Source organism: Streptomyces pyxinae, from assembly GCF_024756275.1.
GTDB classification, from domain to species: domain Bacteria; phylum Actinomycetota; class Actinomycetes; order Streptomycetales; family Streptomycetaceae; genus Streptomyces; species Streptomyces pyxinae.
Genome location: NZ_JANUGQ010000005.1, coordinates 264,552 through 287,809, shown reverse-complemented (window position 1 = coordinate 287,809; position 23,258 = coordinate 264,552). Strand labels below are relative to the sequence as shown.

15 protein-coding genes are annotated in these 23,258 nt (G+C 74.7%); 10 read left to right on the top strand and 5 right to left on the bottom strand.

Annotated features, from left to right (window positions below; genetic code table 11):
- Nucleotides 1-1,124 (bottom strand): LacI family DNA-binding transcriptional regulator (locus tag NX801_RS09090; protein ID WP_258786712.1); only part of this gene is annotated, 1,124 nt, incomplete at its 3' end.
- Between the two features lie 272 nt (nt 1,125-1,396).
- On the opposite strand from NX801_RS09090, the gene NX801_RS09085 reads away from it, so the two are divergent.
- From NX801_RS09085 to snpA, 7 genes are all read left to right on the top strand, one after another.
- Nucleotides 1,397-2,608, top strand: a complete 1,212-nt coding sequence (locus NX801_RS09085; RefSeq protein WP_258786711.1) for an ABC transporter ATP-binding protein — start codon at nt 1,397-1,399, stop codon at nt 2,606-2,608.
- A gap of 130 nt (nt 2,609-2,738) precedes the next feature.
- Nucleotides 2,739-3,935 (top strand): polyamine ABC transporter substrate-binding protein, encoded by a 1,197-nt coding sequence (locus tag NX801_RS09080; protein ID WP_258786710.1) that lies wholly within the window; start codon nt 2,739-2,741, stop codon nt 3,933-3,935.
- 149 nt (nt 3,936-4,084) lie between these two features.
- A complete protein-coding gene (locus NX801_RS09075) occupies nt 4,085-4,912 on the top strand; it encodes an ABC transporter permease (RefSeq protein WP_428986107.1) in 828 nt (275 codons plus the stop codon).
- Nucleotides 4,909-5,751 carry an ABC transporter permease gene (locus NX801_RS09070; RefSeq protein ID WP_258786706.1) on the top strand — a complete coding sequence of 281 codons (843 nt, stop codon included), beginning with the start codon at nt 4,909-4,911 and terminating at the stop codon, nt 5,749-5,751. The genes NX801_RS09075 and NX801_RS09070 overlap by 4 nt, the downstream gene beginning before the upstream one ends.
- Before the next feature lie 155 nt (nt 5,752-5,906).
- Nucleotides 5,907-6,908 carry an SIS domain-containing protein gene (locus NX801_RS09065; protein WP_258786705.1) on the top strand — a complete coding sequence of 334 codons (1,002 nt, stop codon included), beginning with the start codon at nt 5,907-5,909 and terminating at the stop codon, nt 6,906-6,908.
- 154 nt (nt 6,909-7,062) lie between these two features.
- Nucleotides 7,063-7,965, top strand: a complete 903-nt coding sequence (locus NX801_RS09060) for a PfkB family carbohydrate kinase (protein ID WP_258786704.1) — start codon at nt 7,063-7,065, stop codon at nt 7,963-7,965.
- A gap of 144 nt (nt 7,966-8,109) precedes the next feature.
- Entirely contained in the window at nt 8,110-8,793 is a 684-nt protein-coding gene (gene snpA / locus NX801_RS09055; protein ID WP_258786703.1) for a snapalysin, read from the top strand.
- A gap of 160 nt (nt 8,794-8,953) precedes the next feature.
- Here snpA and NX801_RS09050 read toward each other — a convergent pair whose 3' ends face one another.
- Nucleotides 8,954-9,598: a dihydrofolate reductase family protein gene (locus tag NX801_RS09050; protein WP_258786702.1), complete on the bottom strand. Its 645-nt coding sequence runs from the start codon at nt 9,596-9,598 to the stop codon at nt 8,954-8,956.
- A gap of 314 nt (nt 9,599-9,912) precedes the next feature.
- On the opposite strand from NX801_RS09050, the gene NX801_RS09045 reads away from it, so the two are divergent.
- From NX801_RS09045 to NX801_RS09035, 3 genes are all read left to right on the top strand, one after another.
- The gene (locus NX801_RS09045; RefSeq protein WP_258786699.1) at nt 9,913-10,611 is read left to right on the top strand and encodes a DUF4232 domain-containing protein; all 699 of its coding nucleotides are present in this window, start codon (nt 9,913-9,915) and stop codon (nt 10,609-10,611) included.
- Nucleotides 10,612-10,767: 156 nt separating this feature from the next.
- Nucleotides 10,768-11,538 (top strand): SDR family oxidoreductase, encoded by a 771-nt coding sequence (locus tag NX801_RS09040; protein WP_258786697.1) that lies wholly within the window; start codon nt 10,768-10,770, stop codon nt 11,536-11,538.
- Nucleotides 11,539-11,725: 187 nt separating this feature from the next.
- Entirely contained in the window at nt 11,726-20,425 is an 8,700-nt protein-coding gene (locus tag NX801_RS09035; protein WP_258786696.1) for a type I polyketide synthase, read from the top strand.
- 25 nt (nt 20,426-20,450) lie between these two features.
- On the opposite strand, the gene NX801_RS09030 is transcribed toward NX801_RS09035, so the two are convergent.
- The 3 genes from NX801_RS09030 to NX801_RS09020 all read right to left on the bottom strand — a co-directional run bounded on the left by NX801_RS09030 (nt 20,451) and on the right by NX801_RS09020 (nt 23,176).
- Nucleotides 20,451-21,524, bottom strand: coding sequence for a lysophospholipid acyltransferase family protein (locus tag NX801_RS09030; protein ID WP_258786695.1), 1,074 nt, complete (start codon nt 21,522-21,524; stop codon nt 20,451-20,453).
- Nucleotides 21,521-22,327, bottom strand: coding sequence for a GNAT family N-acetyltransferase (locus tag NX801_RS09025; protein WP_258786694.1), 807 nt, complete (start codon nt 22,325-22,327; stop codon nt 21,521-21,523). Before NX801_RS09025 ends, NX801_RS09030 begins: the two co-directional genes overlap by 4 nt.
- 219 nt (nt 22,328-22,546) lie before the next feature.
- A complete protein-coding gene (locus NX801_RS09020; RefSeq protein ID WP_258786693.1) occupies nt 22,547-23,176 on the bottom strand; it encodes a histidine phosphatase family protein in 630 nt (209 codons plus the stop codon).
- Nucleotides 23,177-23,258: the final 82 nt, after the last annotated feature.

Sequence of the window (23,258 nt, the reverse complement as noted above, 5' to 3'; positions counted from 1 at the left end):
GGGGGGGGGGGGGGGGGGGGGGGGGGGGGGGGGGGGGGGGGGGGGGGGGGGGGGGGGGGGGGGGCGGTGGACTCGCGGGTGATGTAGGTGGTGCGCAGGGTGTGGCGGCGGGGGCGGGCGGTGGAGCCTTCGATGCGGCGGACCAGGATGTCGGCCGCCAGGTTGCCCAGCTCCTGGACCGGCTGGCTGACGACGGTGAGGCGGGGGCGGATGAGGGTGGCCCACTCGGCGTCGTCGAAGCCGATGACCGAGACGTCGCCGGGGATGCGGGCGTCCAGGTCACGGAGGGCGTCCAGGGCGCCGAGGGTGGCCACGTTGTCGGTGGTGAAGACGGCGGTGGGGCGGTCGGGGGCGGTCATCAGGCGCAGCACGGCCGAGTGGGCGCGGGAGCGCTCGTAGCCGGTGTGGCGGATGACTTCGGCGCCGCGCGGGATGCCCGCGGCGCGGAGGGCCTGGCGGTAGCCGGTGAGACGCTCGGTGGTGGTCCAGATGTCCGCACCGGCCGCGAGGTCGGCGGCGTCGTCGGCCGGGGTGGCGGGTGAGGCGGAGGTGATGACGGCGATCCGGCTGTGTCCCTGGTCGGTCAGCCGGGTCACGGCGGCCTGGGCGGCGCCCCGGTTGTCGACCACCACGCTGTCGAGCGCGGCGCCGCCGAGGGCGCGGTCGAGCAGGACGACCGGGATGCCGGCGGCCACGGCCCGGTCCAGGTGGGCGTGGTCGGCGCCGGCCGGGGTGACCACCAGGCCGTCCACCCGGCGCTCGACGAACAGCTGGACCGCCGCCCGCTCCTTCTCGGCGTCCTCGTCCGTGTTGGCGAGGACGACCTGGAGACCGGCCTTGGCCGCCACGTCGGTGATGCCCCGTACCGCGCGGGCGAAGTAGGCGTTCTCCACGTCCGCGACGACCACGCCGAGGGTGTGGGTACGACCGCTGACCATGCTGCGGGCCACCGCGTTGGTGCTGTAGCCGAGCTCGGCGGCGGCGGCCAGGACGCGTTCCCGGGTGGCGGCGCTGGCGGAGCCGTAGCCGCCGAGGACCCGGGCCGCGGTGGCCTGACCGACCCCGGCGTGCCGGGCGACGTCCGGGATGGTCACGCGGCGGGCCGGTCGTGCGGGGTGCTCCATGGGCGGCTGCTCCGGGTCGGGTCGGTGGGCTGGAGGGAAACTCCTGGCATTCAACCATTGACGGCTGGCGGAACGGCGTGGGTACAGTACGACCCGTTGGTAACGTTATCAATCACCACCGATGACGCCGCGCCGACACCGCCGCGCTCACTGCTGCCGCAGTTGTTGTGTTCTGCCCGCTCCCCTCCCGGTCTCCTTCCGTACGCCCGGCTCATGCCCGGGTGTGTACGGCGCGGGCCCGGGGCTCCGCATCCACTCCGGAGGTACCACGGATGGCAACCGACACCCCCGCCGCGCCACCGCCCCGCTCCCCCGGTCCGGCGCCCGGCCGGGACCCCGCCATCACCCTGGTCGACGTGGTCAAGGACTACGGCGGCGCCCGGGACGGGGCCGCCGTGCGCGGGGTGAACCTGACCATCGGGCAGGGGGAGTTCTTCTCGCTGCTCGGCCCGTCCGGCTGTGGCAAGACCACCACCCTGCGCATGATCGCCGGCTTCGAGGAGCCGACCGGCGGGCAGATCCTGCTGCACGGCCGGGACGTGGTGGGCGTACCGCCCAACAAGCGGGACATCAATCTGGTCTTCCAGTCGTACGCGCTCTTCCCGCACCTCAGCGTCGCGGACAACGTGGCGTTCGGGTTGCGCCGCCGGCGGGTGCCGAAGGACGAGGTCCACGACCGGGTCGACCGGATGCTGCACACCGTGGAGCTGGCGGACAAGGCCGACCGCCGGCCCCGGCAGCTCTCCGGCGGGCAGCAGCAGCGGGTGGCCCTCGCCCGGGCCCTGGTCAACCGCCCCCGGGCGCTGCTGCTGGACGAACCGCTCGGCGCGCTCGACCTCAAGCTGCGCCAGTCCATGCAGCTCGAACTCAAGCGCATCCAGCGGGAGGTGGGCATCACCTTCGTCTACGTCACCCACGACCAGGCCGAGGCGCTCACCATGTCCGACCGGATCGCGGTGCTGAACGGTGGTCTGGTGGAGCAGGTCGGGTCGCCCCGGGAGGTGTACGAGCGGCCCGCCACCGCCTTCGTCGCCGGGTTCATCGGCACGTCCAACGTGCTCTCCGGGCGGCTGGCCACCGCCGGGCCGGACACCGGGACCCTGGATCTCGGCGACGGCCAGCGGGTGACCCTCCCGCTGCCGGACGGCGCCACGGCCGGCTCGCCGGTCGAACTCACCGTACGGCCGGAGAAGATCACCCTGACGGCCACACCACCGACCGGGCACGCCAGCCGGGTGCGGGGCACCGTCGAGGAGGTGGTCTACCTCGGCACCTCCAGCAGCTACACGGTGCGTACCGCGGCCGGTGCGGAGATGACCGTGTTCCAGCCCAATGACGGCACCGCGACCGTCACACCAGGGCGGGGCGACACGGTGTGGCTCTCCTGGGCCACCGCCCACTCCTACCCGCTGGCCCCGGCCCCCTCGGCCGCCCCGCTCCCCGCACCCGGCCCGGACTCCGACGCCGCCCTCATCCCGCGCTGACGACAGGTCGACCGCCATGCCCCTGCCTCTCTCCCCCGGTGCCGGCACTCCCCCGCCGCGCGGCCCGGTCCTCCCCGACACTCCCCGGTGGCGCGGGCCGACCCCCGGCCGCCCTTCCCGGCGCGGGCTGTTGCGCGCCGCGGTCGGTGCCGCCGCGCTGGCCCCGCTCGCCGCCTGTTCCGTCCCCGGGGCCCGCAAGCACGTCCCCACCGGAGCTGCTGAAGTCGCCGCCGCCGTACGGGACTTCTGGGACGGCAAGCGGAAGACCGGGAAGCTCGACTTCGCCAACTACACCCAGTACATCGACGCCGATCCCGCCGACCAGAGCCGCCATCCCACCCTGGAGGCGTTCACCCGGTCCACCGGCATCCGGATCACCTACAACGAGCTGATCGACGACGACGCCTCCTGGTTCGGCAAGACCCAGCCGGAGTTCGCCTCCGGCCAGGGCATCGGCTACGACCTGATGGTCGTCGGCAGCGACAGCTATCTCACCAAGTACATCGAGCTGGGCTGTCTCGCGCCGCTGGACCACTCCCGGCTGCCGAACTTCGCCCGGTACGGCGGGGCCGCCTTCAAGAACAGTTCCTTCGACCGGGGCAATGTCCACACCGTGCCGTGGCAGTCCGGGATGACCGGGATCGGCTACGACCCGGCCAAGGTCGGGCGGAAGATCACCAGTTGGCAGGACCTGCTCGACCCCGGGCTGCGCGGCAAGGTCGGGATGTGGAACGACGCGGTACAGATGGGCAATGTCGCCCTGCTGGCCGTGGGCGCCGATCCGGAGACCTCCACGCCCGACGACTGGCGGCGGGCCGCCGGCTGGCTGCGCAAACAGCGCGACGCGGGCATGGTCCGCTCGTACTCCACCGCCACCTATCAGTCCGCGCTCCAGCGCGGTGACCTCTGGGCCTCGCTGGTCTACTCCGGCGATGTGTTCCAGGCCAACCAGAGCGGTTCGAAACTGGAGTTCGTCATCCCGGAGGAGGGCGGACTGCTCTGGACCGACAATCTCTGCATCCCGGCCACCGCCGCCCACCCCGTGGACGCCCTCGCCTATATGGACTACGCCTACCGGCCCGAGGTCGCCGCGAAGATCACCGAGACGGTGCAGTTCATCTGCCCCGTCCCCGCCGCCCGGGACGTCATCGCCCGGGACGCGGCCGCCGCCACCGGGGAGCGGCGGGCGGTGCTGAGGTCGCTGAGCACCAGCCCGCTGGTCTTCCCGAGCGAGGCCGACGAATCCAAGCTGCGCCGCCTGCGGGTGCTCGACCAAGCGGAGGAGAAGCAGTGGAACGCACTGTTCGAACCGATCTACCAGGCGTGAGGCGGCTGTCTCCCGTGAAGGACCCGGACCGGCCGGAGGGACCGCAGGGATCAGAGGGGCCGCGGGGAGTGAGGGGGGTGAAGGAAGCGAAGGGGGCGGGCGCGCCGGGGCGGCGGCGCCGTCCGGTGGCCGCACTCGCGCCGTATCTGATGGTGCTGCCGGGGTGGTTGTGGCTGGCCGCCTTCTTCATCACCCCGGTGCTGGTGATGCTGTCGCTCTCGCTCCAGACCGGTGACTTCATCGACGGCTTCCGGCAGACCTTCCACTTCCGTACCTACGCGGACGCGGTCGGGACCTACCATGTGCAGCTGCTCAGGTCGCTGCTGTACGGCGCCGCCGCCACCGTCTGCTGCCTGCTGATCGGCTATCCGGTAGCCTACTGGATCGCGTTCCGCGCCGGGCGGCACAAGTCGGTGTTCCTCTTTCTGCTTCTGCTGCCGTTCTTCGTCTCCTTCGTCATCCGCACCCAGTCCTGGAACGTGGTCCTCGCCGACAACGGCGTGGTGCTGGGGCCGCTGAAGCACCTGGGCCTGCTGCCGGACGACTTCCATGTGCTGGCCACGGCGTACGCGGTGATCGGCGGACTCACGTACAACTTCCTGCCGTTCATGGTGCTGCCCGTGTACGTGGCCCTGGAACGGGTGGACCCCAAGCTGATCGAGGCGGCCACCGATCTGTACGCCGGCCGGCTCGCGGCGTTCGTACGGGTGGTGCTGCCACTGTCGCTGCCCGGGGTCTTCGCCGGGGTGCTGCTCACCTTCGTTCCCGCCTCCGCCGACTATGTGAACGCGGGCATCCTGGGCGGCCCCTCCACCACCATGATCGGCAACATCATCCAGACCGAGTACTTCACCAATCTCGACTACCCGGGTGCCGCCGCGCTGTCGTTCGCGCTCATGGGCACCCTGCTGATCGCCGTCTTCGTCTACGCCCGGGCGCTCGGCACCGAGGACGTGCTGGAGGTGACCGCGCGATGACCACCCCCGCCACCCCGGCGACCGCCCCGCCGGTCCCGGTCGCCGGGCAGCGGCGCCGGAAAGCGCGCCGCCGGCCCGGACTGCGGCTCTACACCTGGCTGGTGATGGCCTGGCTGCTGCTGCCGATCGCGGTGATGATCCTGTTCGGCTTCAACGACATCAAGGGCAAGGTGAACTTTACCTGGCAGGGCTTCACCCTGACCTGGTACGAGCATCTCTTCGCCATCCCCAATCTCACCGACGCGCTGGTCAACAGCCTCACCATCGCGCTGGTGGTGGCGGTGGCGGCCACCCTGCTGGGCACCCCGATCGGTCTCGCCCTGGGGCGCTACCGGTTCCGGGGCCGGGGCTCGGTGGACCTGCTGCTCTTCGCGGCCATCGCGGCGCCGGAGATCGCCCTGGGCGCGGCGCTGCTGTCGCTCTTCATCGTCCTCGGCGTGCCGCGTGGTTACGGCACGGTGGTCGTCGCCCATGTGGCCTTCTGCGTCCCGTACGTCGCCATCACCGTACGGGCCCGGATGGCGGGGTACGACCCCACACTGGAGGAGGCGGCCCGGGATCTGGGCGCCGGGCCGTGGACGGCGTTCCGGCTGGTCACCCTGCCGATGCTGTTGCCCGGTGTGGCCTCGGGCGCCCTGCTCTGCTTCGCGCTCTCGGTGGACGACTACGTGATCACCAGCTTCAACGCGGGTCGCACCGTCACCTTTCCGCTCTGGGTCTACAGCGCCAGCCGTACCGGAGTGCCCCCTCAGGTCAATGTGATGGGCACGCTCATCTTCCTGGGCGGCCTGCTCATCGCCGGCGCCAATGTGCTGCTGGCCCGGCACCGTGCCGTGTGAACCCCCGCGCCGCTCACCGCCGGATCCATGACTTCGTGCGTTCCCGGAATCCCGGACGCCTGAACACCTCAACCACCGACCGCCGAACCGCCGAACCACCGAACCACCGACCGCTGAACCGCTGAACCGCTGAACCGCTGAAGGAAGACATCACTGTGCTCTCGTTCGATGAAACCGAGTTCGTCACCCAGACGGAAAGCCTGATCGCCCTGCGCCCCGGGATCGAGGAGCTGGTCGACCGCCTGGTGGACGAGGGGTACGACAACGTCCTGCTCGTCGGCGCCGGTGGGACGTACGCCCAGATGTGGCCGTACGAACACCTGGCCCGCCGCACCTCCCGGCTGCCCGTGCGGGCGGCCGTCGCCGCCGAACTGGTCGTCTCCGGCGACGCCCTGCTCGGGGAGCACACCGCCGCCGTCTTCACCTCCGTCTCCGGCACCACCGAGGACAGCCTCCGCGCCATCGAGTACTGCGCGTCCCGGGGTGCCCACACCGTCGGCTTCACCGGTCACCCGGACTCGCCGGTGGCGCGAGGGGTGGACACCGCGCTGATCTCGGCGCCCAAGGCCTGGCCGTTCGACGTCCAGTTGCTGCTGTTCCTGGGCCGGTGGCTGGCCCGGCGCGGTGAGTTCACCGGCTATGAGCGGCTGGCGGACGAACTGGCCGTGCTGCCCCGGGTGCTGGTGGAGGTGGCCCAGCAGGCCGAGCCGGTGGCGGCGGCCTTCGCGGAGGCGCACAAGGACACCGACTACCACTTCCTCATCGGCGGCGGGAACCTGTGGGGATTCACCTACCTCTACTCCATGTGCATCCTGGAGGAGATGCAGTGGCTGCGCACCACCCGGGTGCACAGCGCGGAGTTCTTCCACGGTTCGCTGGAGCTGGTGGAGGAGGGCACCAGTGTCATCGTCTTCCAGGGCGAGGACGAGACCCGGCCGCTCACGGACCGCGCCGAGGCGTTCGCCAAGCGGATCTCCAAGGACGTCTCGGTCTTCGACACCCGCGCCTACCCGCTGACCGGTATCAGCCCCGAGTTCCGGGGGCTGCTCTCGCCGCTGGTGCTCGACACCGTGATGGACCGGGTGAGCAAGCATCTGGAGCGCGTGCGGGACCACTCCCTCGACCTGCGCCGCTACTACCGCGTCATGGACTACTGACCCGGGCACGGCCCCCGTGCGGGCGCCTCGTGTGTTCCCGGCCCCCGAAGGGCCGGGGGCACGCGGGGCCATCGGCTCCCCACCCCCCCCTCCGTCCGCGCCGGTGCTCCCACCGGCACCGGCACGGACGCGCGCTCCCAGGAGATTCCCCGAAATGAGAGTCCTCGGCTTCGGTGACAATGTGGTCGACCGGTTCCTCGACCGCGGCACCGACTACCCCGGCGGCAACTGTGTCAATGTCGCCGTCCACGCCCGGCGCCTCGGCGCGGACGCCGCCTATCTGGGGGTGTTCGGCGACGACGGCCTCGGCTCCTTTCTGCGTTCGGCCGTGGCGGCCCAGGGCGTCGCCCTGGAACGCAGCGTGGTGCGGCACGGCGAGAGCGGGGTCTCCACCCTGGAGGTGCGGGACGGCGACCGGGTCTTCCTCGACTACAACGGCGGCGGGGTCACCGTACGCGAACCGCTGGAGCTGGACGCCGGGCTGCTGGCGTACGCGGCCTCCTTCTCGCTCGTCCACTCCAGCGTCTACTCCCGCACCGAGAGCCAGTTGCCCCGGCTCGCCGGGGCGGGGCCGCTGGTGAGCTTCGACCTCTCCGACGAGGACGAGTACCGGACCCCGGAGTACCTGGACCGGATCTGCCCGCACGCCGATCTGGTGCTGCTCTCCTGCTCCCGGCTGGACGAGCCCGCCACCCGGGCGCTGCTGGCGGAGGCCGTGCGCCGGGGCGCGGGCCTGGCGCTGGCCACCCGGGGACTCGCCGGGGCCGTGGCGTACGACGGGCTGAGCACCGTCGCCGCCCCGGCCCGCCCGGTGGTCGGTCCGCGAGCGGTGGCCGACACCATGGGCTGCGGCGACGCCTTCCTGGCCGGGTTCGTCGTCTCGCTGCTGCGGGACGGCTGGTCCCGGGCGGCCCCGCCGTCCCCGGAGGCGCTGGACCGCGCGCTGCGCCAGGGTGCGGAAGCGGCGTACCAGCAGTGTTTCGTGGAGGCGGCGTTCGGCGGCGGCCGTCCGGCCCCGGCCGGGGAGGGCGGCGGGCCCGGGCGCTCCGCCGGGTGACCGCCGAGGGGCCGCGGCGCGCCCTGCCGAGGGGGGATGCTCTCGTCCTATCGGTCCTTGGGATTATCCATGGCCGCGGCGAGCCCTCAACACTCTCCAACCGAACGGCCTTCCCCAGCCGTTCCGGATGAAGGAGATCCCCCCATGAAACACCCCAAGTCCGCCCTGGCCGCAGCTCTCGCCGCGGCCGCTCTGGTGGCCGTCCCCACCGCCACCGCGACCGCGACCACCGGTCCCGTCACCGCCCGGGCCGCGCACGCCGGTCACACCGGGTACGCCGGGTCCAGCGGGTACAGCGGGTACGCCGGTTCGCCGCAAGAGGCCAAGGACAGCAAGGCGTTCTTCGACGCGGTGATGAGGTCGGTCGCCGCGAAGCGCGCCGCCAACCCGGGCGCCGCCGCCGTCACCGTCACCTACTCGCTGACGAGCGCGCCCAACTTCCGCTCGCAGATCGCTCGTTCCACGCAGATCTGGAACAGCTCGGTGAGCAATGTGAAGCTCCAGGAGGGCCGCACGTCGGACTTCACCTACCGCCAGGGCAACGATTCGCGCGGTTCGTACGCCAGCACCGACGGCCACGGCCGCGGTTACATCTTCCTCGACCTCAAGCAGACCCAGGAGTACGACGCGACCCGGGTGGTCGCCCATGAGACCGGCCATGTCCTCGGGCTGCCGGACCACTACACGGGGCCGTGCAGTGAGCTGATGTCCGGCCACGGGCCGGGCACTTCGTGCACCAACGCCCAGCCCGACTCCCGGGAGCGGGCCAGGGTCGACCAGCTGTGGCGGAACGGTTTCGCCCCGGCGGCGGCCCGCGCCGCCTCCTGACACCCGGCCGACACCCCGCCCGTCCCAGGAACGCGCCCGGCCGCTCACCGGGCGCGTTCCGGCGTGTCCGGACACATGCCGGCGGCCCCCTCCGGCCGTACGGCCGGAGTACCGGGGCCGGTCCGCCGCCCCTCTTGCCCACGCCTCGGAAACGGCCGCCTCAGTCGGCGCCGGTTCGATTCCAGAGGTGGTGTGTGAGGCCGCTGGCCGAGGTCACCGACTCGATACTGAAGCCCTCTTGGACATCGGTGAGCCCCTCCCACATCGAGACCCCGGTGCCGAGGGTGATGGGCACGGTGACCAGGTGCATGAAGTCGATGAGGCCGGCTGCCAGAAACTGGCGGACGGTGGAGGGGCCGCCGCCGATCCGAATGTCCCCGCCATCGGTGAGGCCCCGGGCGTATGCGAGGGCGTCCTCGGGTGTGGCGTCGAGAAAGTGGAAGCTCGTCCCGTTGCCGAAGGAGATCGGGTCACGTGGGTGGTGGGTGAGCACCACCACGGGCGTACGGAAGGGGGGCGCGTCACCCCACCAGCCCCGCCAGTCGTCGTCGGCCCAGTCGCCGGTCTGCGGACCGAACTTGCCCCGGCCCATGATCTCGGCCCCGATGCCCTGGCCCCAGATGCTCGTGAGCGCGCGATCGAGGGTGATCGGGTCATCCACGGCGTCCACGCCGTGGATGACCCGTCCGTCGAAGCGCGCGAACAGCCTCTCGGCGCCCCCGATGGGTGCGTCGAGCGTGATCGTTTCTCCCGCGCCGTATCCGTCGAGGGAGATATTGAAGTTGTGCACGCGGACCCTGGTCATGCAATCCACCTCCGAAAGGTGCTTGCCACCTGCGATTGGCCGGCGGAAGCCTATGGCGCAGGAGTTGTATACCGCAATCACTCGGGAATCCCGTGTCGCGCGAGAGCCGCGTTCGGGTTGCGCGATCCCCACCGCGCCGGAGGTGCCGGGGACTCGTGAACACTGATCGTGCCGCGTACGGGGTTCCCGGCGCCCCACAGCCCCGGCCTCGGCTCACGGATCCGGTCTGATCCAAGAGCGCGAGAGGATGTTCAGCAGCCGTGCGGGCGAGCAGAAGCAGCTCTATGAGGAATCAAGAGAAAGCTTCTGAACTCATGACGCCGGTTGTTCCGGAGCCGCGCGCTCCGCGCCCCCGGCGGAACCGGCTGCCGCGCGCGGGGCTGGTCCCGGTCTGCGTCGGCGTGCTGGCGCTCACGGCGGCGGGCTGCGCTGATCCGGCCTCCGGCCAGGGCGCGCCGGCGGCAGCGGCCTCCTCTCCCGGCAGCCCCCACTCCCCCGGCCTGCCCGGGACGGACGCCGGGGCGCCCACCGCCGCGGCCCCGGACTCGTCGGCGACCGGTCCGGCGCCGGCTTCGAAGGGCGCGGGGGCGGGCCGGGGACCGGGCGGGACGGCGAGTGGCCTGTGCCGCGCCGCCGACCTGGGCATCTCCCTCAGCGACGCCGACCCGGGGGCCGGGCAGATCCACTACACGGTGCGACTCACCAACAAGGGTGCCTCCTCCTGCACGCTCGGCGGCTTCCCGGGCGTCTCGCTGCTGCGCAAGGACGGCAGCGTCATCGGCAAACCCGCCGACCGGGAGGGAGCCTCGCACGGCACACGGACCCTGGCGCCCGGCAAGAGCACCGGATTCACTCTGCACACCCACAACAAGGGGATGGACGACGGCGGTTGCTGGGAGAAGCCGGCGCTGCTCAAGGTCTACCCGCCCGGCCTGAAGGACGCTCTCACCCTGCGGACCGACGCCCCGGAGGTGTGCGGCGACACCTTCCGCACCAGCGCCGTGGGCGGCTGACCACCCGGCCCGGCCCGCCGGCGCCGTCCCCGGGTGCGCGGCACCCGGGGACGGCACGACCTTCCCGGGCATCCCGGCGCGCTCCAGGGTGGGGGACACGAACGCACAGGAGAACACCCGGGAACACATCCGCGAGACCCCCCGGGGCGACCCCGGATGAGCGCCTCACCGTCCGAAGCGGGGCCCGGCGGCGGCCGGAAGGTCGTACGGGGCACCGGGGCGAGCAGCGGAATCGGGGCGGCCGTCGCCACCCGGCCGGCCGGCGAGGGCCATCAGGTGGTCGCCGGGGCCCGGCGCACCGACCGGCTGCGGGAGCTGGCGGAACGCACCGCCGGGGCCGCCGGCCGCTCCGGCGGCGGTGTGGAGCCGGTGCGGCTGGACGTGATCGACCCCGCCGGCGTCCGGGCCTTCGTCGACGGCGCGCGGGAGCGGTACGGGCGGGTCGATGTGCTGGTCGCCAACGCCGGTGTCATGCCGCTCTCCCGGCTGGGCTCCCTGCTGGTGGACGAGTGGGACCTGATGATCGACGTCAATGTACGCGGACTGCTGTACGCCGTCGCCGCCGTCCTCCCCTACTTCCGGGCGCGGGGCTCCGGTCACTTCGTCACGGTCGCGAGCATCGGCGCGCATCAGGTGGTGCCCACCCGCGCCGTCTACCCGGGCACCAAGTACGCCGCCTGGGCCCGCCCGGAAGGCCTGCGGCAGGAGGCGGACCCGTCGGTCCGGGTGACCACCGTCTCCCCCGGCGTGGTCACCTCGGAGCCGGCCGACACCCTCACCGAGCCGGGCGCCCGTGCGGCCATGCGCGCCTACCGGGCCCACGCCATCGAGCCGGACGCCGTCGCCGCCGCGGCCTCCCACGCCCTGTCGCAGCCCGCCGACGTGGATGTCAACGAGATCGTCGTACGTTCCTCCCCGCAGCGCTGACCGCCGCCTCGGCCCCGGCGCACGGCCTGCCCGGTACGCGCCGCCCGGGCGCCGGGCGGTGCTCCCGTGCGCCCTCGGAGCCGTACGCCCGCCCCGGAGCCGTACGCGTGGCGCGGGAGGAGAATCCACCGGGTCGTGCCACCATCCTCATCCTCAACCACGGTTCCCCACTGGAGGGTTCGGGCGGATGGCAACAGACGCGCGCACGATCCGGCCGCTGCCGGAGTCGCTCCGGGAGCACGCCCGGACCCTCGGGGACAAGGTCGCCTTCCAGGACCACCGCACCCGGCTCACCTATCGGGAGCTGGAGTCGCGGACCCGGCGGCTGGCCGGTCAGCTGGTGGCGCGAGGTCTGGGGCGGGGCGACCGGGTGGCCCTGCTGCTGGGCAACCGGGTCGAGGCGGTCGAGAGCCTGCTCGCCGTCGTCCGGGCGAGCGGGGTGGGCGTACCGCTGGACGCCGGGAGTCCCGGGGCCGAGCTGTTCCGGCTGCTGGACGACTGCGGGGCGCGGGTGCTCGTCACCGACCGGGCCGGTCTGGCGCGGCTGAGTGCGCTGCCGGCCCGCCCGGGGCGTCTCACCGTACTGGTGGCGGACGAGACCGGGGGCGGGGCGGACACCACGGGGGCCGGCCGGACCGACGGGGGCGGGACAGACCCAGACCGGGACGGGACCGGCGGGGCCGACGGACCCGAGGGGGACGGGGCGGACGCCGACGGACCCGGGGGAGCCGACGGGCCCGAGGGAGCCGACGGACTCGGAGGGGCCGAGGAGCCCGACGGGGCCGACAGATGCCACGGGGCTCTGGCGTACGAGGAGTTGGTGGGTACGGAGCCGGGGGTGCCGGCGCGTGACGACCTCGGTCTGGACGAGGTGGCCTGGCTGCTCTACACCTCCGGGTCCTCCGGCGTCCCCAAGGGCGTACGGTCCACCCAGCGCAACCGGCTCTCGAACGTCGTGGCCGGGCTGGTCGGCGTGCTCGGCATGTCCGAACGGGACCGGCTGCTCTGGCCGTTGCCGCTCCACCACGCCATGAGCCAGGTGGTCTGCGTGCTCGGGGTGACCGTGACCGGGGCGAGCGCGCGGCTCCTGCCCCGGTTCTCGGTGGCCGGGACGCTGGCGGAACTCCGGCGCCCGGAGGACCCGTTCACCCTGCTGGGCGGGGTGCCGACCACCTGCTCCGCGCTGCTCGCGGCGGTCCGGGAGGAGCCGGGCGACCGGGGCCTGGGTACGGTCGCGCTGCGCGGGTGCGTCAGCGGTGGGGCCTCGGCGGGGCCCGGCTTCCGGGCGGCCTTCGAGGCGAGCTGCCGCGTCCCCTATCTGGAGCACTACGGCAGCACCGAGTTGGGCCCGGTCACCATGCCGGCGCCCGACAGCGGACCGTCGGCCGGTTCCTGCGGCCGGGTACTGCCCGGCACCCGGGTCCGGGTCGGCGGCGGCGCGGACGGACGGGCCACCGGCGAGGGCGAGTTGTGGGTCAGCGGGCCCGGGGTGACGCCCGGCTACCACGGCAGACCGGAGGCCACCGCCGAAGTGCTGCGCGACGGCTGGTTCCGGACCGGAGACCTGGCCAGGATCGACGCCTCCGGGGAGGTGACGATCACCGGTCGGGTGAGTGAACTGATCGTCCGGGGTGGGACGAACGTCCATCCCTCGGAGGTGGAGGAGGTACTGCGGCGGCTGCCCGGGGTGGCGGACGCCGCCGTGGCCGGACGGCCCCATCCCGTCTTCGGGGAGGTGCCGGTCGGCTATGTGGTGGCCGCGCCGGGCGAGGCGCTCGACCGGGGGCGGCTGCTCGCCGGCTGCCGGGCGGAGCTGTCCGCGTTCAAGGTGCCCGCCGAGCTGTACCGGGTGGCGGGCATCCCCCGTACCGCCTCCGGGAAGATCCGGCGGCCCGCGCTCGCCGGGCTGCCCGCGCACCCCCTGGCGGAGGCACACCCCCGGCGGGAGACATACCCCCGGCGGGAGGCGGGCACGGGCACGGGCACGGCCGGCGAACCACCGGGAGAACTGCTGGACCTGGTCCGGCGCGAGGCGGCGGCGGTGCTGGGCCGCGCGGCGGAAGAGGTGGAGCCCGGGACCGCGCTCCGGGACCTCGGGATGGACTCGCTGGCCGCCACCGCCCTGCGGGAGCGGCTGGCGGCGGCGACCGGGCTGCCGCTCTCCGAGGCCGTCGCCTTCGACTTCCCCACCGCCGCCGCGCTCGCCGCGCATCTGCGCTCACGGGGCGGCACCGACCCGGCCGGTGCCGGGCCCGCGCACCGGGACGCGGCCCGGCCCGGGGACGACCCGGTGGTGATCGTGGGGATGGCCTGCCGCTATCCCGGGGGCGTGACCTCGCCCGAGGAACTGTGGCGGCTGGTGGCGGACGGCACCGACGCCATCGGCCCGTTCCCCGCCGACCGGGGGTGGGACACCGAGGCGCTGTACGACCCGGACCCCGGGCGACCGGGCCGCACCTATGTCCGCGAGGGCGGCTTCCTCACCGGGGTGGACCGCTTCGACCCGGGCTTCTTCGGCATCTCGCACCGGGAGGCCCCGGCCATGGACCCGCAGCACCGGCTGCTGCTCGAAGTGGCCTGGGAGGCCGTGGAGCGCGCCGGTCTCGACCCCCGCGCCCTACGGGGCTCCGCGACCGGCGTGTACGCCGGGCTGATGTACAGCGACTACGCGAGCCGGCTGAAGGAGACGCCCGGCCATGTGGAGGGGTACCTCGGCATCGGCAACGCGGGCAGTGTCGCCTCGGGCCGCATCTCGTACACCTTCGGTCTTGAGGGCCCGGCGCTCACGGTGGACACGGCGTGTTCCTCCTCCCTGGTGGCATTGCATCTGGCGGTCCAGGCGCTGCGCCGGGGCGAGTGCTCCCTCGCGCTGGCCGGCGGGGTGACGGTGATGTCCGCGCCCGCGTCGTTCGTGGAGTTCAGCAGGCAGCGGGCGCTGGCCCCGGACGGCCGCTGCAAGGCGTTCGGCGCCGCCGCCGACGGTACGGGCTGGTCCGAGGGCGCCGGAATGCTGCTGCTGGGCCGGCTCTCGGAGGCGCGCCGGGCCGGGCTTCCGGTGCTGGCCGTGGTGCGCGGCTCGGCGGTGAACCAGGACGGCGCGAGCAATGGGCTGACCGCGCCGCACGGGCCGGCGCAGCGGCGGGTGATCCGGGCGGCGCTGGCCGACGCGGGGCTGGCGCCCGGGGACATCGACGCGGTGGAGGCACACGGTACCGGCACCCGGCTGGGCGATGTCATCGAGGCGGAGGCGTTTCTGGCGACCTATGGGCGGGAGGCGCGGGAGCGTCCGCTCTGGCTGGGCTCGGTCAAGTCGAACATCGGTCACACCCAGGCCGCCGCGGGAGTGGCGGGCGTGATCAAGACGGTGCAGGCGCTGGCCCACGGGATGCTGCCACGCACGCTGCACGCCGATGAGCCGACGCCCCGGGTCGACTGGTCGTCGGGCCGCGTGGCGCTGTTGCACCGGGCGGTGGAGTGGCCGGGGGCGGGGCGGACGGGCCGTCCGCGCCGGGCGGGAGTCTCCTCCTTCGGCATCAGCGGCACCAATGCCCATGTGGTGCTCGAAGAGGCCCCGGCGGAGGCGTCTCCGGCCCCCGGGGACGCACCGGGGGCGGGGGCGGAGCCGGTGGCCTCGGAGTCTCCGGGGCCGATGCCGGTGCCGGCGCCGGCGTCCGTGTCGACGTCGCAGCCCGCGCCCGTGGATTCTCCCGGGCCGGTGGCCTTTCCGGTGTCGGGGCGCACCGGGGCGGCGCTGCGGGCCCAGGCCCGGCGGCTGTACGACCAGGTGGCCGCCCGTCCGGACGTGGCACCGGTGGACATCGGCTGGTCCCTCGCCACCACCCGAGCGGCCTTCGAGCACCGGGCCGTGCTGGTGGCCCGGGACCGTACACGGCTGCTCGACTCGCTGCGGGCGGTGGCGGAGGGCGGGGAGGGGCCCGGTGTGGGGACGGGCACGACCCGCCGACGCGGGCCGCTGGCCCTCCTCTTCACCGGTCAGGGCAGCCAGTGTCCCGGCATGGGAAGCGAGTTGTACGAGTCACGGGCTCAGCACCCGGCGTTCGCCACGTCGTTGGACGAGACCTGCGCGCTGCTCGACCCGCTGCTGCCGGTGCCTCTGCGGGAGGTGATGTTCGCCCGCGGGGACGGGGCCGATGCGGTGGCGGGCGCGTCGCTGACCGCCACCCGGTACGCGCAGCCGGCGCTCTTCGCCCTGGAGACGGCTCTCTTCCGGCAGTTCGAAGCCTGGGGTCTGCGGCCGGAGCTGGTGGCGGGGAACTCGCTGGGCGAGGTGACCGCGGCGCATGCGGCCGGAGTGCTGACTCTCGCGGACGCCTGCACCCTGGTGGCCGCCCGGAGCCGGCTGATGGACGCGCTGCCGCCGGGCGGCGCCATGGCCGCCGTCGAGGCCACCGCGGAGGAGGTGTCCGCCCGGCTCGCCGCCGCGGAGGGGATGGACGGGATGGTGGAGATCGCCGCCGTCAACGGGCCGGCCGTGGTGGTGGTTTCGGGGGACGAGACGGCGGTGCGGCAGGTCGTCGCGCACTTCCGGGAGCAGGGTCGGTCCACGGTGCCGCTGCGGGTCAGCCATGCCTTCCACTCCGCCCGGATGGAACCCATGCTCTCCGCGTTCTCCGAGGTGGTGCGCGGGCTCTCCTTCTCCGCGCCCCGCGTCCCTCTGGTGTCCGCCGTGTCCGGCCGGGTGGCCACCGACGAGGAGCTGTGCGCACCGGGGTTCTGGGTGGACCAGGTACGCCGACCGGTGCGTTTCGCGGACACGGTCGCCCACCTCCGCGAGCGGGGCGCGGGACACTTCGTGGAGCTGGGTCCGGACGCGGTGCTCACCGGGCTCGCCCGGAGCTGTCTCGCCGCGCCCCGGCCGGCTCCCACGGCCCCTGACCCGGACGGGACTTCCGACGGCGCCCGGCCCGAACCGCTGGTCCTGCCGACCCTGCGCGGCAGCGGGCCGGAGCCGGAGGCCCTGCTCGGCACGGTGGCCGCGCTGTACGCGAACGGCGCGCCCGTCGACTGGCCGGCCGTCTTCGCCGGGCGCGGCGGCCGGCGTGTGCCGCTGCCCACGTACGCCTTCCAGCGCCGCCGGTACTGGCTGGACGCCCCCCAGGGGCCCCGGGTGGCGGCCCCGCCGGAGGCCCCGGGCCATCCGTTCCTGTGGTCCGCCACCCCGACGGCCGACGACGGGGGGCTGTTGCTGACCGGGCGGGTCTCGGTGCGCGAGCAACCCTGGCTGGCCGACCACGAGGTGGCGGGGGCGGTGCTGCTGCCCGCGACCGCGTTGGTCGAGATGGCCCTGTACGCCGGCGAGCGGGCGGGCAGCCCGGTACTGGACGAACTCACCCTCACCGCCCCGCTCGTGCTGCCGCCGGACGGCACGGTCGAGGTGCAGCTGAAGGTGGCGGGTCCGGACGACACGGGCCGGCGGGCCCTGCTCTGCCACGCCCGGCCGTACCCGCCGGAGGGGCAGGGGCCCTGGCGCCCGCACGCCTCCGGGACCCTCGCGCCGGAGGCGGCACCGGACCGGGGGGCGGCCGCGCTCGGCGGCGGGGGCGCGCCCTGGCCGCCGCCGGACGCGGTGCCGGTGGCCGCCGGGGAGCCCGGCGGCGGCCCGTACGAGCGGCTGGCCGGGGGCGGGTTGCGCTACGGCCCCGCCTTCCGGGGGTTGCGTGCCGCCTGGCGGCTCGGGGAGGAGCTGTACGCCGAGGTCGCGCTGCCGGAGGCCGCCGGGGCGCCGCTCGGCGGGACCGCGGGGGCGCCCGCCGGTCCGGGAGGGCCGGGGTTCGGTCTGCATCCCGCGCTGCTGGACGCGGCGTTGCAGGTGCTGGCGCTCGACGGGCTCAGCGCGGCGGGAGGGCGGGCGGGCGGCGGCGCGGCGGTGTCCCTGCCGTTCGCCTTCGGCGGGGTGCGCCGGCACGCCGTCGGCGCACGGCGGTTGCGGGTGCGGATCGCTCCCGGACCGGACGGGCGCGCCGGGGTGGAGCTGGCCGACGAGACGGGCGCGCCGGTGGCCACGGTCCGTTCGCTGGCGCTCCGGTCGCTGTCCCGTACCGCGTTCGGGTCCGGGTCCGGTACGGCGGACCCGGTCGCGGGGAGCCTGCACCGGGTGGAGTGGGTGGCGCTGCCGGCACCGCCCGCGCCCAGGGCCCCGACCGGCTGGGCGGTTGTGGGTGCCAGGGGTGGCCGACTGGTGGATGTGCTGGCGCCCGGGGGCTCCGGTGTCCCGGTCCACGCCGATCCGGCGGGCGCGGCCGGCGCGGCCACGGCGGGCGGCGGAGGGCCGGCCCTGGTGGTCGCCCCGCTTCCGGTCGCCCCGCGTTCGCCGTCGTCCGGCGCGGCCGGGGCCACCGAGGACGCCTCGGAGGTGCGGCGGGCGGCGGGCTGGGCGCTGGAGCTGGTGCGGGAGTGGCTCGACGAGCCGCGCCTCGCGGGCTCCCGGCTGGTCCTGGTCACCTCCGGCGCCGTTCCCCCGGACGACGACGGGGGCAGGGAGGGCGAGGTGAACGGCGTCGGTACGGGGCCGGGTCCGGTACCGGCTCATGCCCCGGTGTGGGGGCTGGTCCGGTCGGCGCTGCGGGAGAATCCGGGCCGTTTCGCCCTGATCGACCTGGACGACCACCCCGACTCCCTTCGGGCCCTGCCCGCGCTGCTGGCGGCGGACCCGGGGCCGGAGACGGCCGTACGGCGGGGGACGGCGTACGCACCGAGGCTGGTCCGGGTGGCCGGGGCACCGGCGGAGGCCCGGCCACGGCGGCGGCTCGACCCCGAAGGCACCGTCCTGGTCACCGGCGGCACCGGTTCGCTGGGCGCGCTGGTGGCGCGGCACCTGGTCACGGCCCACGGGGTACGGCACCTGCTGCTCGCCGGGCGGCGCGGGCCGGACGCCCCGGGCGCGGCCGGACTCGTCGCCGCACTGGAGGCGTCGGGCGCCGAGGTGACCGTACGTGCCTGTGACGTCGGGGACCCGGCGGCGCTCGGCGCGCTGCTCGACACGGTGCCGGCGGCCCATCCACTGACCGGAGTGGTGCACGCGGCGGGCGTGCTGGACGACGGGATCGTCCCGGCGCTCACCGCCGGCCGGCTGGACCGGGTGCTGCGGCCCAAGGCGGACGCCGCACTCGCCCTGCACCACCTCACCCAGGAGCGTGGCGAGCCGGCGATGTTCGTCCTGTTCTCCTCGGTGGCCGGGGTCCTCGGCTCCGCTGGCCAGGCGGGTTACGCGGCGGCCAACTGCGTGCTGGACGCCCTGGCCCGGCACCGGAGCCGTCTCGGACTGCCCGGTACGTCGATCGCCTGGGGCCCCTGGCGGCAGGAGGGCGGCATGACGGCGCACCTCGACCGGGCGGACCTGCGGCGGATGGCCCGCTCCGGGTTCGTCCCGCTCGGCGCGGACGAGGGCCTGGCCCTCTTCGACGCCGCCGTGGCCGCCGGCGATCCGGTGCTGGTGGCCGCCCGCTTCGACCCGGAGGCGTCGGCGAGTGCCGACCCGGCGACGGCACCGCCCCGGACTGCCGCCGCCGGCCGGGGCGATGGCGCCGCGCTCGGGAGCCGGCTGGCGGCCGCCTCCCCGGGCGAGCGCGACGGGTTGCTGCTCACCGAGGTCCGGGCGCTGGCGGCCCTGGTGCTCGGTCACCCGGAGGGGGCCGACGCGAGGGACACGATCGACGCCGACGATCCGCTGGCGGATCTGGGGCTCGACTCACTGGCCGCGGTCGAGCTGCGCAACCGGCTGTCGGCGGCGACCGGGCTGGCGCTGCCCGCCACGCTGCTGTTCGACTTCCCGACGCCCCGCGCGGTCGCCACCGAGCTGGCGGAGCGGTACACCCGGGAGGCGGCAGGGCCCCCCGCCCCCGGCCGGACGGGCCCCGGCGTCCCCGACCGGACGGATCCCGGCCCCGGCCCCGGTCCCGGCCGTACGGACACCGGCGACCGTACGGCTGCGGCCCCCGACCGGACGGGCACTCCCCCGGGCCCGCCGGTCGCCTCCCCGGCCGTTCCGGCGGCGGCCCCGGGCGGGCCGGGAGCGGGGAACGCCCAAGACGCCGGGGGCGCCGGAGCCGCCGGGGGTGCTCCGGACTCCCTGGGCGCCCTCTTCCGTACCGCCTGTGCCCGGGGAAGGATCTGGGACGGCATGGTGCTGCTCACCGTCGCCGCGCGCCTCCGGGCGGTCTTCGACGGTGCCGGACCGGTCGGCGGGACGCCCGCCCCGGTCGCCCTCGCGACGGGCGGCGCGGGGCCCCGGGTGATCTGCTTCCCCGCGCTCAGCGCGCTCTCCGGGCCCCAGGAGTACGCGCGTCTGGGCGCCGGGCTGCGCGGTCTTCGGCCGGTCCTGGCGGTACGGCACCCGGGGTTCGGGCCCGGTGAGGCGCTGCCGGCCACCCTGGACGCCCTGGTCACCGCGCAGGCGGCGGCCGTCCGGGCGATCGCGGACGGCGGGCCGCCGGTGCTGCTGGGGCGCTCGGCCGGTGGCTGGGTGGCGCAGGCGGTGGCCGAGCGGCTGGCGGCCGAGGGCCCGGCGCCGGTGGCGGTGGTGCTGGTGGACACCTATCCGAGCGACGACGGCGAGCGTGCCGGGGCGCTCTCCGCGATGACCTCGGACATGCTGCGCCGGGCGGCCGGACACGCCCCGGCGGACACCGGCCGGCTCACCGCCATGGCCGGGTACTTCCAGCTGTTCGCCGGCTGGACACCCGCGCGGCCCGGCTTCCCGACCCTGTTCGTGCGGGCCCGGGACCTGCTGCCCGGCACCGGACCGGCCCCGGCCTGGGCCCTGCCGCACGCCGAAGTCACCGTGCCCGGCGACCACTTCACCGTACTGGAGGAGCACGCCCGCACCACCGCGCTCGCCGTCCACGACTGGCTGACCGGCCTCGGCTGACCGACCGGGGCCGGTGGCAGGGCATCTATCGGACGCCGCTCCGGATGCCCGCGCCGAGCGGCCGTCCGGGCGCCGGGCAAGGCTCGGCCGCCGACAGCGTGCCGGTGGCTCCCGGGGGCGTACCGGTGACCACCGGAGGCGTACCCGTGGCCACGGGAGGCGTACCGGTACGTCCGAGCGGCGGCGGCTCGGTTCCGGTGTGCCCGGGCGGCGGCGCGGTGCCGTGCACCGGTCGCCGGGCCCGGACCGCCAGGGCGCGCCGGTCCGTACCGGTGGCGGGGAGCGGGGGGTGGACGGTCACCCGTACGGCCAGGCCCCGGGCACCGGCGATCCGGCGCAGACAGGCGGTGAAGTCCTCGTCGCCGAGGAAGGCGGCGACCGCGCTGGGCCGGCCGTCCTGGAGATGGTCCAGGGAGACCGGCCGGACCGGGGCCCCCGCGTCGATCGCCGCCTGGAAGGTGGCGGGCCGGAAGGCTCCCCCGGCCGGGGCGCACCAGGTGGTCGCCTGCGGGAACACCACCACGGACCGGCCGGAGCGCAGGGTCTCCGCCAGCGCGGCGACCGCGCCGGGCAACCGGTGGGGCCGGTCGCGGTCGATGAACGGGACGCCGAGGCGCCGGGCGAGCGCGCCGATCAGGGGCCAGCCGCCGACCTCGCGCTTGGCGAGCGGGGCCAGCCCCGGTTCCACCGCCAGCAGGGCGATCACGTCGAGCCAGGAGACATGGTTGGCCACCACCAGGGTGCCCACCGGTCCGGGCAGGCTCAGCCGGGCCCCGTCGGGCGACCGCCGGTGTGTCGCACGCGCCTGCGGGGGTGTCGCCGTCACCGGCATTTCCGGGTGTGTTCCCGGCACTTCCGGGGGTGTCGCCGGCTGTGTCTCCGTACGCGTCTCCAGCCGGACGCCGAGGCCGTCGAGAACCTCGCGGGCCAGCCGCCCCAGGACCGCCGGCTCGGCCAGCCGGTCCCCCGCCGCCAGCGCGCGCAGCAGGGTCTTGAGGAGGGCGGCGCGGCGGCGAGCGGCGAGGGTGCCCGGCACCCGAGCGCCGGTGTCCGTGGCGCAGCGCGGGGTGCAGGGGCCCTCGACGGCCCAGAGGCTCACCGGGCCTCGCCCAGGAAGAAGCGGCGGTGGCGGTCGCTGAGCCGCTCCAGGTCGAGCAGGACGAAGAAGTCGGCCACATCGAACTCCGGGTCGTGCGCGGGCGCACCGCACATCCAGGCGCCCAGACGCAGATAGCCCCGGAGCAGCGGGGGCAGCAGCGCCTGGCTCGGTGGCCCGTCGCTCGGCCCGGACGGGTTCCAGGGTTGGCGCGGATGGACCCGGAAGCCCTCCGGGGCGGCGTGCTTGCCGGTGCCGAGCAGCCAGGCATGGGCGGCGGCGCGTCCCCCGTCGTCCAGCGGTACGGAGGCGCAACCGCCCAGGTAGCGGTGGCCGGAGAGCAGGGCGTACCGCGCCAGGCCGGACCACATCATGGCGATGACGGCGCCGTCCCGGTGGTCGGGGTGCACACAGGCGCGGCCCACCTCGATGAGGTCGGAGCGGATGCCCGCCAGCTCCTGGAGGTCGAACTCGCCTCCGGCGTAGGACGCCTCGGTCCGTCCGGGCGGCAACATCCGGTACGTGCCGACCACTTCGCCCGTCGCCTGCTCGGTGACGATCAGATGGTCGGCCAGGGCGTCGAAGGCGTCGATGTCGTGTCCGGCCAGCGGGGTGTCGATCCGCGCGCCCAGTTCCCGGGTGAACACCTGGTGGCGCAACCGCTGGGCAGCCCTGACCTGTTCCTCGCTCGCCGCGACGGACGTGGCATAGCCGGTGCCGGTGGCGGTTCCGGTCGCGATGGCGGGCTGAGTGGTGGTCGCGGGGCCGGCGGCAGGCGCGGTGCCGGTGGTGGTCGTCGTCAGCATGGGGCCGCTCTCTCTCGGTGAGGCGGGACGGGGCCGAGCCACAGGAGCGGGCGCGGGCGCCGTGCCCCCGCCGATCGGTGCTCCTCCCGCATGAAAGGGGAGCGACGAGAACGGGGCGTGAGGCGGCCGTGAACGGGGCGGTGGAGGGCGGTTGCCCGAGGGGGAACACCCCGGAGGCGAGAGAGAGTGGAGGGAGCGGGAAGGGAGACCGCCGGCCGGTCAGCCGGGAAGGTGGCTGGTGTCACCGAGGCGGACGACCTGGCGGTTGTGGAAGAAGTCGTCCTCGCGGAGGTGGGTGATGCTGCCCGAGGGGGCCCGCAGGTTGATGTAGCCGAGGTTCTCGACCGGCATCCTGATCCAGGCCGCCACCACGAAGGTGAGGGCGAAGCCATGGGTGACGATGATCTGGTGAGTACGGGGGCGGGCCAGGATCTCGTCCATCGCCAAGTAGACCCGTTCGGCGAAATCCGCCTTGGTCTCGGCGCCCTCCACCCCCTCGTGGTGGCCCATCCGGTCCCCGGTGGCCGGGGGCGGGACGAAGCGCTTGTCCAGCCACTCCTGCGGCCGGCCCTCCGCCTCCCCGTACGACTTCTCCCGCAGCCTCGGGTCGAGGAGCGGCCGTACGCCGAACGCCGCGCCCACCTCCTCGGCGGTGCGCCGGGTGCGCTGCAGGTCGGAGGAGATCAGCTCCACCTCGGCGTCCTCGGGGATCTCGGCGCGGAGCGCCCGGGCGATGGCCGCCGCGCCGAGCAGACCGGCCGGGGTCAACGGCGAGTCGTGCCAGCCGCCGACCAGGCCCTTGACATGGTGGCTGGCCTCGGGGTGGGCGACGACATGGATGCTGCGCACCGGTGAACGCCTTTCGTGTGGTGTCCCTGACGATCCGACGACTGACGGGACGACTGACCGGGTGATGACCTGACTACCCGGC

Coding starts and splice junctions, on each gene's coding strand:
- NX801_RS09025 (WP_258786694.1), bottom strand. CDS start 22,327: ATGCTGACGACGACCACCACCGGCACCGCGCCTGCCGCCGGCCCCGCG.
- NX801_RS09085 (WP_258786711.1), top strand. CDS start 1,397: ATGGCAACCGACACCCCCGCCGCGCCACCGCCCCGCTCCCCCGGTCCG.
- NX801_RS09060 (WP_258786704.1), top strand. CDS start 7,063: ATGAGAGTCCTCGGCTTCGGTGACAATGTGGTCGACCGGTTCCTCGAC.
- NX801_RS09035 (WP_258786696.1), top strand. CDS start 11,726: ATGGCAACAGACGCGCGCACGATCCGGCCGCTGCCGGAGTCGCTCCGG.
- NX801_RS09075 (WP_428986107.1), top strand. CDS start 4,085: ATGGTGCTGCCGGGGTGGTTGTGGCTGGCCGCCTTCTTCATCACCCCG.
- NX801_RS09045 (WP_258786699.1), top strand. CDS start 9,913: ATGACGCCGGTTGTTCCGGAGCCGCGCGCTCCGCGCCCCCGGCGGAAC.
- NX801_RS09040 (WP_258786697.1), top strand. CDS start 10,768: ATGAGCGCCTCACCGTCCGAAGCGGGGCCCGGCGGCGGCCGGAAGGTC.
- NX801_RS09070 (WP_258786706.1), top strand. CDS start 4,909: ATGACCACCCCCGCCACCCCGGCGACCGCCCCGCCGGTCCCGGTCGCC.
- NX801_RS09050 (WP_258786702.1), bottom strand. CDS start 9,598: ATGACCAGGGTCCGCGTGCACAACTTCAATATCTCCCTCGACGGATAC.
- snpA (WP_258786703.1), top strand. CDS start 8,110: ATGAAACACCCCAAGTCCGCCCTGGCCGCAGCTCTCGCCGCGGCCGCT.